The sequence below is a fragment of the Phenylobacterium sp. genome, assembly GCF_031181185.1.
GTDB lineage: Bacteria > Pseudomonadota > Alphaproteobacteria > Caulobacterales > Caulobacteraceae > Phenylobacterium.
Genome location: NZ_JAPSKZ010000178.1, coordinates 1 through 7,266, shown reverse-complemented (window position 1 = coordinate 7,266; position 7,266 = coordinate 1). Strand labels below are relative to the sequence as shown.

9 protein-coding genes are annotated in these 7,266 nt (G+C 70.9%); 5 read left to right on the top strand and 4 right to left on the bottom strand.

Features of this window, described 5'->3' with window-relative positions; translation table 11 throughout:
- Together queE and RIF93_RS17010 are read left to right on the top strand one after the other, a co-directional pair.
- Positions 1-492, top strand: a 492-nt coding sequence (queE, locus tag RIF93_RS17015; protein WP_309092642.1) for a 7-carboxy-7-deazaguanine synthase, incomplete at its 5' end; no start/stop codon positions are given.
- Positions 493-525: 33 nt separating this feature from the next.
- Positions 526-900 (top strand): 6-carboxytetrahydropterin synthase, encoded by a 375-nt coding sequence (locus RIF93_RS17010; RefSeq protein WP_309092641.1) that lies wholly within the window; start codon positions 526-528, stop codon positions 898-900.
- A 3-nt stretch (positions 901-903) separates the two neighbouring features.
- On the opposite strand, the gene RIF93_RS17005 is transcribed toward RIF93_RS17010, so the two are convergent.
- The 4 genes from RIF93_RS17005 to RIF93_RS16990 all read right to left on the bottom strand — a co-directional run bounded on the left by RIF93_RS17005 (position 904) and on the right by RIF93_RS16990 (position 3,707).
- Entirely contained in the window at positions 904-1,095 is a 192-nt protein-coding gene (locus RIF93_RS17005; protein ID WP_309092640.1) for a hypothetical protein, read from the bottom strand.
- Between the two features lie 83 nt (positions 1,096-1,178).
- Positions 1,179-1,673, bottom strand: coding sequence for a response regulator (locus RIF93_RS17000; RefSeq protein WP_309092639.1), 495 nt, complete (start codon positions 1,671-1,673; stop codon positions 1,179-1,181).
- 172 nt (positions 1,674-1,845) lie between these two features.
- Positions 1,846-2,961, bottom strand: coding sequence for a chorismate synthase (aroC, locus tag RIF93_RS16995; RefSeq protein WP_309092638.1), 1,116 nt, complete (start codon positions 2,959-2,961; stop codon positions 1,846-1,848).
- 44 nt (positions 2,962-3,005) lie between these two features.
- Positions 3,006-3,707: a DnaJ C-terminal domain-containing protein gene (locus RIF93_RS16990; protein WP_309092637.1), complete on the bottom strand. Its 702-nt coding sequence runs from the start codon at positions 3,705-3,707 to the stop codon at positions 3,006-3,008.
- 80 nt (positions 3,708-3,787) lie between these two features.
- Here RIF93_RS16990 and pdxH point away from each other — a divergent pair, with 80 nt between their 5' ends.
- The 3 genes from pdxH to RIF93_RS16975 all read left to right on the top strand — a co-directional run.
- Positions 3,788-4,453 carry a pyridoxamine 5'-phosphate oxidase gene (gene pdxH, locus RIF93_RS16985; RefSeq protein ID WP_309092636.1) on the top strand — a complete coding sequence of 222 codons (666 nt, stop codon included), beginning with the start codon at positions 3,788-3,790 and terminating at the stop codon, positions 4,451-4,453.
- The gene (locus RIF93_RS16980) at positions 4,450-5,937 is read left to right on the top strand and encodes an AAA family ATPase (RefSeq protein WP_309092635.1); all 1,488 of its coding nucleotides are present in this window, start codon (positions 4,450-4,452) and stop codon (positions 5,935-5,937) included. The genes pdxH and RIF93_RS16980 overlap by 4 nt, the downstream gene beginning before the upstream one ends.
- A gap of 84 nt (positions 5,938-6,021) precedes the next feature.
- The coding region (locus RIF93_RS16975; protein WP_309092634.1) for an AMP-binding protein at positions 6,022-7,266 on the top strand (1,245 nt) is incomplete at its 3' end.

The window sequence follows — 7,266 nt, the reverse complement described above, 5'->3', positions numbered from 1 at the left end:
TTCTGCGACACCGACTTCGTGGGCATGGACGGGCCGGGCGGCGGCCGCTTCGCCGACGCCGAGGCCCTGGCCGCGGCGGTCGAGGCGCAGTGGCGCGGTGGGCGCGAAAACCGCCTGGTGGTGCTGACCGGCGGCGAACCCTTGCTGCAGGTGAACGAGGCCCTGATCGGCGCGCTGCACGCCCGCGGCTTCTCCATCGCGCTCGAGACCAACGGCACCCTGCCCGTTCCGGATGGGATCGACTGGATCTGCGTCAGCCCCAAGGCCGACGCCCCGGTGGTGCAGACCCACGGCCAGGAGCTGAAGCTGGTCTTTCCGCAAACCAAGGCGCCGCCTGAGCGGTTCGAGCACCTGGATTTCGAGCGTTTCCTGCTGCAGCCGATGGACGGGCCGGACCGCGTGGCGAACACCGAGGCCGCCATCGCCTATTGCCTCGCACACCCCCGGTGGCGTTTAAGCGTCCAGACCCACAAATACCTCGGCATCGCCTAGCGCCGCCGCGCGCGGCGCCCAGACACGACTTCGATGAGCCAACCTGTTTTCGAGATCACCAAGGCGGCCACCTTCGACGCGGCCCACTACTTCGAGGACGGCCCGCAGAACCGGCCGTATTCGCGGCTGCACGGCCATTCGTTCAAGGTGGAAGCCACCGTGCGCGGCCAGGCCCAGGAGCCGGTGGGCTGGGTCGCCGACCTGGCCGACCTGGACGGGGCGCTCAAGGCGGTGGCGGCCGAGCTGGACCACGGCCTGCTCAATGAGAAGCCGGGGCTGGAGCGCCCGACGCTCGAGCACATCTGCATCTATTTCGCCGAGCGCCTGAAGCCGCAGTTCCCGGGCCTGTCGCGGATCGTCGTCTCGCGTCCGACCATCGGCGAGAGCTGCGCGATGGCGGTGGCGTAGGACCTAGTCCTCGTCCTTGTCGCCGCCGCCGGGGACGACGGCGCCCACGACGGCGCCGGTGGCCTTCACGCCCGTGCCGACGACCGCGCCCGTCACATCGACAGCGGCCTTGGTGGCGGCCACGGCGAGGCAGCCCTGCAGCAGGACGGCGACGGCGCACATCGTGGCGACGCGGAAGAGGGCGGCGTAGGTCATCTGGAACTCCCCGGACTTGCGCGGCCATCTAGCCGCAATCGCGGGTCGGGATTGAGGCGCCCGCCTGCGGCGGATCGTTGCGCCTACTTCTTCAGGGCGTCGGCCGCGCGGCGCAACGGACCCTTGTACTCAGGATCGGCGCGGCGGCGGCGGTCGGGGCCGAAGTAGCTGTCGGTCCGCACGTAGGGGCGGGGGTTCTCGACCACTTGATGGATGCGCTCCACGACGCCCCGGGCGGTGAGCGGCTTGGCGAGGAACTCGTTCACGCCGGCGTCGCGCGCCTCGTTCACCCGGGCGAAGGTGGAGTGCCCGGTGATCATGATCACCGGCGCCAGCTGGTTGGGGCTGTCCGGCGAATTGCGCAGCAGGCGGACGAAGTCGATGCCGTCGAGCGGCTGCATCGAGAGGTCGGTCATCACGATGTCGACAGCGTGCTTGCGCATCATCTGCAGACCCTCGGCCCCGTCGTTCGCCTCATAGATCTCCTTCACGCCGAGTGCGCGCAGGATCTCGGCCAACAGCACCCGCATGTGGTGGTTGTCGTCGACGAGCAGGATCTTCAGCAGGTCGTACCGCAACGGTGGCTCGAACGCCCCTCTCCGATGGCTCCGCGCGCGCAAACGGCGGAGGCGGAGCGCGCTGAATAGGTAGGCGCGTAACGCGGGTCAATGCTGTTGCCCGATTGAAACGCGCCTAAACCGCTGAGTTCAGTGGTCTATTGTTCTGTTTATACTGTCGCTAATGTCGGGTTTACGACCGGGGCCCAGGCGCGTGCGCGTCGCCCCCGGTCTGGGCGCGGTGGCGCAGCCAGGCGTCGGCCAGGACGCAGGCGGTCATCGCCTCGACGACGGGCACGGCGCGGATGCCGACGCAGGGGTCGTGGCGGCCCTTGGTGCGCAGCTCGATCTCTTCGCCGGCCTCGTTCAGGGTCCGCCGCGGGGTGAGGATCGACGAGGTGGGCTTGAAGGCGACGCGGGCGGTCACCGGCTGGCCGGTGGAGATGCCGCCCAGCACGCCGCCGGCCTTGTTGGACAGGAAGACCGGGCCGTCGTTCCCCATCCGCATCTCGTCGGCGTTCTCTTCGCCCGACAGCGCGGCCGAGGCGAAGCCCGCGCCGATCTCCACCCCCTTGGCGGCGTTGATCGACATGAGCGCGGCGGCGAGTTCCGCGTCGAGCTTGCCGTAGATCGGCGCGCCCCAGCCGGCGGGAACGCCCACGGCCTCGACGGCCACGACGGCGCCGGTGGACGAGCCCGACTTGCGGACCGTCTCCAGGTGCTGCTCCCACACCGGCACGATCGCGGGATCGGGGGCCCAGAAGGGATTGTCCCCGGTGACCGAGAAGTCGATCCGTTCGGGATCGACGGCATGCGGGCCGATCTGCACGACCGCGCCGCGGATCGTGACGCCCGGCAGCAGCTTGCGGGCGATGGCGCCGGCGGCCACCCGGGCGGCGGTCTCGCGGGCCGACTGGCGGCCGCCGCCGCGGTAGTCGCGGACGCCGTACTTGGCGAAATAGGCGTAGTCGGCGTGGCCCGGCCGGAAGGCGGTGGCGATCTCGGAATAGTCCTTGGACCGCTGGTCGGTGTTCTCGATCAGCATCGAGATCGGCGTGCCGGTGGTGACCTGGCCATCCGTGCGGTCGTCCTGGAACACGCCCGAGAGGATGCGGACGGCGTCCGGCTCCTGGCGCTGGGTGACGAACTTGCCCTGGCCGGGACGGCGGCGGTCCAGCCACGGCTGGATGTCGGCCTCGGTCAGGGGCACGCCGGGCGGGCAGCCGTCCACGACGCAGCCGAGCGCCGGCCCATGGCTCTCGCCCCAGGTGGTCACGCGGAACAGGTGGCCGAAGGTGTTGTGCGACATGGCGCGGCTTCTCTAGCCCGGCCGCAGCCGGTTCGCCAAACGGCTCACGCCGCCCAGGCGGCGGCGAAGCGGCGGAGCAGAGAGACGGCGGCGCTGTCCGTCGCGCCCTGGGTCTGGGCCAGGCGGATGAACAGGTGTCCCTTGGGATGTCGGCCGCGGGCGGGCAGGCCCTGGCCTTCCAGCCGCACCAGGCCGCGCTCGGAGGCCTTCTTGGTGATCCAGACGATGCGCTTGCCGAGCGGCGTCTCGAGGCTGATCCGGCCGCCCTTCTTGAGCGTCGCGGGCGACAGATGGGCGGTCATCCAGAGGTCGTGGCCGCGGACCAGGACGCCGCCTTCGGCCTTCACATAGACCTCGAGCCTGATCTCGCCGGCGCGGACCTTGTCGCCGCAGCGCAGGCCCGCGGGCAGGGTGATGCGGATCGTGCGGCCGTCGGGTAGGCGGTGCTCGGCGACGCCGCCCAGCAGGGCGGTGATCGGGGCAATGGTCAGGCGAGGATCGGCCGCGGGCGCGGCGGCGCGCCGGGCCGGCGGCGGAGCCAGGCCGTCGTCGATGATCGGATTGCGCAGCCGGCGGTAGGCGTCGACCACCTGGCGGAAGGCGCCGTCGCTGCCGCCGGCGTCGGGGTGGGCGCGCTTCGCCGCCTCACGGAAGGCGGCGCGGACCTCGGCCGGAGTGGAGAGCGAGCTTACGCCCAGCACCTCGCGCGCCATCCTCAGCGTCATCTCGGGGCGGGGCCGTGCCATCGAGCTTCAGCGTTGGCACACAGGGTTAAAGGCCCGGTTAAATCTCGCGGGCTCCGCGCGGGCCGCGTATATGCGGGGGCGTGACCGACAAGACCTTGATCCCGCCGTCGCCGTCCGAGGACGAGTACGTTCGCCAGGTGGCCGCCGCCGAGCCGCCGCCGCTGCTGGCCGAGACCGACCCCTACCAGCTCTTCGACTCCTGGCTGCAGGAGGCCCTGGCCAAGGAGCCGAACGACGCCAACGCCATGGCCGTGGCCACCGTCGACGAGACGGGGATGCCGGACGTCCGCATGGTGCTGCTGAAGGACGTCGATGCCCGGGGCTTCGTCTTCTACACCAACCTGGAGAGCGCCAAGGGGCGGCAGCTGGCCGGACAGCCCAAGGCGGCGCTCTTGTTCCACTGGAAGTCGCTGCGCCGCCAAGTGCGGGTGCGCGGGACAGTGACGCCGGTCAGCGCCGAAGAAGCGGACGCCTATTTCGCCACGCGCGCGCGGCCGACGCAGATCGGCGCCTGGGCCTCGGACCAGTCGCGGCCGCTGCCAGACCGCCTGGCCCTGGAGAAGCGGATCGCCGAGGCCGGCCTGCGGTTCGGCCTGGGCAAGGTGCCGCGGCCCCCGCACTGGTCGGGCTTCCGGGTCGCGCCCGAGACCATCGAGTTCTGGCGCGACCGGCCGTTCCGCCTGCACGAGCGGCTGGTGTTCGAGGCAGCCGAGGGCGGCTGGACCACCCACAGGCTGTTCCCTTGAGCGGCGCGACCGAGGCCGAGGTCATCGCCTTCCTGAAGGCGCGGGCGCCGCGCCAGATCGACACCGCCTGCGCCCATGTCTTCCTGGCCGACGAGACCGCCTGGAAGATCAAGCGGCACGTGGACCTGGGCTACGCCGACTTCTCGACGGCCGAGCGGCGGCTATGGGCGCTGGAGCGGGAGCTGGAGTTCAACCGCACCGCCGCGCCGGACATCTACCGCGCCGTGCGGCCGGTGACGCGCGAGGCCGACGGGTCGCTGGCGCTGGAGGGCCGCGGCGCGCCCGTCGAATACGTGCTGGAGATGCGCCGGTTCGACGAGCGCGAGGTGCTGGCCGCCAAGCCGGAGGCCGTCGACGGGGAGTTGGCCGAGGCCTTGGGCCGGACCATCGCAGGCTTTCATGCCGCCGCGCCGCTGAGGCCCGAGGGCGGGCTCTCGGCGCTGGCGTTCACCGTGGGCTCGAACGCCCAGCTGCTGCGGGAGACGTGTCCGGGGCTAGACCAGGGGCGGGTGGAGCGCCTCGTCGCCCTGACCGAGGCCGAGCTCGCGCGGCAGAGCCCGCTGCTGGCGAGGCGCACCGCGCAGGGGTTTTCCCGGCGCTGCCACGGCGACCTGCACCTGGGGAACATCCTGATGGAGGACGGCCGGCCCGTCCTCTTCGACTGCATCGAGTTCAACGACCTGCTGTCAGACCTGGACGTGCAGTACGACCTGGCCTTCCTGCTGATGGACCTGGACTTCCGGGACCGGCGCGATGCGGCGGTGCGCGTGCTGTCCGCCTACCTGGATGAGGCGGCGCGCAGCTTCTCGGAGGCCATTTGGGAGGGCCTGGCGGCCCTGCCGCTGATGCTGTCGGTGCGGGCGGGCGTGCGGGCGCATGTCGAGGCCCACAGCGGCCGGGACGAAACCGCGCGCGCCTATGTGGAGGCGGCGATCGCCCACCTGTCGCCGGGCGCGGCCTCGCTGGTGGCGGTGGGCGGACTTTCGGGCTCGGGCAAGTCGACGTTCGCGCGGGCCGCCGCGCCGGGGCTGGGCGCGTCGCCCGGGGCGGTGGTGCTGCGCACCGACGAGATCCGCAAGCGCATCCTGGGCGTCGCCCCGACGCAGGCTGTATCGCGCGAGGCCTATACGCCGGAGTTCTACGTCCAGACCTACGACACCCTGTTCGCCAACGCGCGGGCGTTGTTGCAGGCCGGGCGCGCGGTGGTGCTGGACGCCACCTTCACCAGTCCGCAGATGCGAGCCCGCGCCGAGGCGCTGGCGGCCGAGCTGGGCGCGCCCTTCGAGGGGGTCTGGCTGGAGGCGCCGCTGCCGGTGCTGGAAAGCCGGGTGGCGACCCGGACGGGGGACGCCTCGGACGCGACCGTCGAGGTGCTGCGCGAGCAGCTGGACGCCCTCGACCCGGCGATCCCCTGGACGCGGGTCGACACCTCGGGCTCGGTCCAGGCCGCCGCCAGGACGTGGAGCGCCGCCCGCTCGCGCTAAGCCGCTGACTCGCGTTGCCTAAACGCGGCCGGCTCTCTAAGCCTAGAGCCAACTAACAAGCGTTTAGTTGGGGAGAAGCGCGTGATGCTGGGCTTGATGCAGAACTGGCCGCTGACGGTCGACCGGATCATCGACCACGCCAGGAACTGGCACGGCGGGCGCGAGATCGTGAGCCGTTCGGTCGAGGGGCCGATCGTGCGCACCACCTACGCCCAGGTGCACGAGCGGGCGCGGCGGCTTTCGAACGCGCTGAAGGCGATGGGCGTGCAGCCGGGCGATCGCGTCGCGACCCTGGCCTGGAACACCGGCCGCCACATGGAGGCGTGGTACGGCATCATGGGCATCGGCGCGGTGTGCCACACGCTGAACCCCCGCCTGTTCGTCGAGCAGCTCTGCTACATCATCAACCACGCCGAGGATAAGGTCCTCTTCACCGACCTGACCTTCGTGCCCGTGATCGCGGCCGAGCGGGCCAACATGCCCACCGTGAAGCACATCGTGGTCATGACGGACCGCGAGGGCATGAAGGGCGTCGACCTGCCGGGCGCGCTCTGCTTCGAGGACCTGGTCGAGCAGAACTCGGCGGACGTGGTCTGGGGCGGCTTCGACGAGAACACCCCGGCCGGGCTCTGCTACACCTCGGGCACGACGGGCAATCCGAAGGGGGTGCTCTACACCCACCGCTCGAACTTCCTGCACACGCTGGTGACCATGAGCGTGGACGTGCTGAACCTGTCGGCCAAGGACGTGGTGCTGCCGGTGGTGCCGATGTTCCACGCCAACGCCTGGGGCCTGGCGTTCTCGTGCCCGGCGGTGGGCGCGAAGATGGTGATGCCGGGCGCCAAGCTGGACGGCGCCTCGGTCCACGAGCTGATCGAGAGCGAAGGCGTGACGTTCTCGGCCGCCGTGCCGACCGTCTGGCAGATGCTCTTGGCCCACCTGCGCGAGACCAAGGGCAAGGTCACGACCCTGAAGCGGGTGATGATCGGCGGCTCGGCGGTGCCCGAAGCCATAGTCCGCGGGTTCCGCGACGAATTCGGCGTCGACGTCATGCACGGCTGGGGCATGACCGAGATGTCGCCGCTGGGCACGGTCTCGTCGATGAACGCGGCGACCGCCGAACTGCCGCCGGAAGAGCAGATCCGCTACAAGCTGAAGCAGGGCCGCCCGCCGGTGGCCATGGAGATGAAGCTGGTCGACGACGCGGGCAAGCGCCTGCCGCACGACGGGACCACCTTCGGCCGGCTGATGGTCAAGGGCCCCTTCGTGGTGGGCCAGTACTTCAAGGGCGATGGCGGCGAGATCCTCGACGACGAGGGCTTCTTCGAC

Excerpts from the sequence above, each read along its gene's own strand:
- RIF93_RS17010 (WP_309092641.1), top strand. The coding sequence starts at position 526 with ATGAGCCAACCTGTTTTCGAGATCACCAAGGCGGCCACCTTCGACGCG.
- RIF93_RS16990 (WP_309092637.1), bottom strand. The coding sequence starts at position 3,707 with ATGGCACGGCCCCGCCCCGAGATGACGCTGAGGATGGCGCGCGAGGTG.
- RIF93_RS17005 (WP_309092640.1), bottom strand. The coding sequence starts at position 1,095 with ATGACCTACGCCGCCCTCTTCCGCGTCGCCACGATGTGCGCCGTCGCC.
- aroC (WP_309092638.1), bottom strand. The coding sequence starts at position 2,961 with ATGTCGCACAACACCTTCGGCCACCTGTTCCGCGTGACCACCTGGGGC.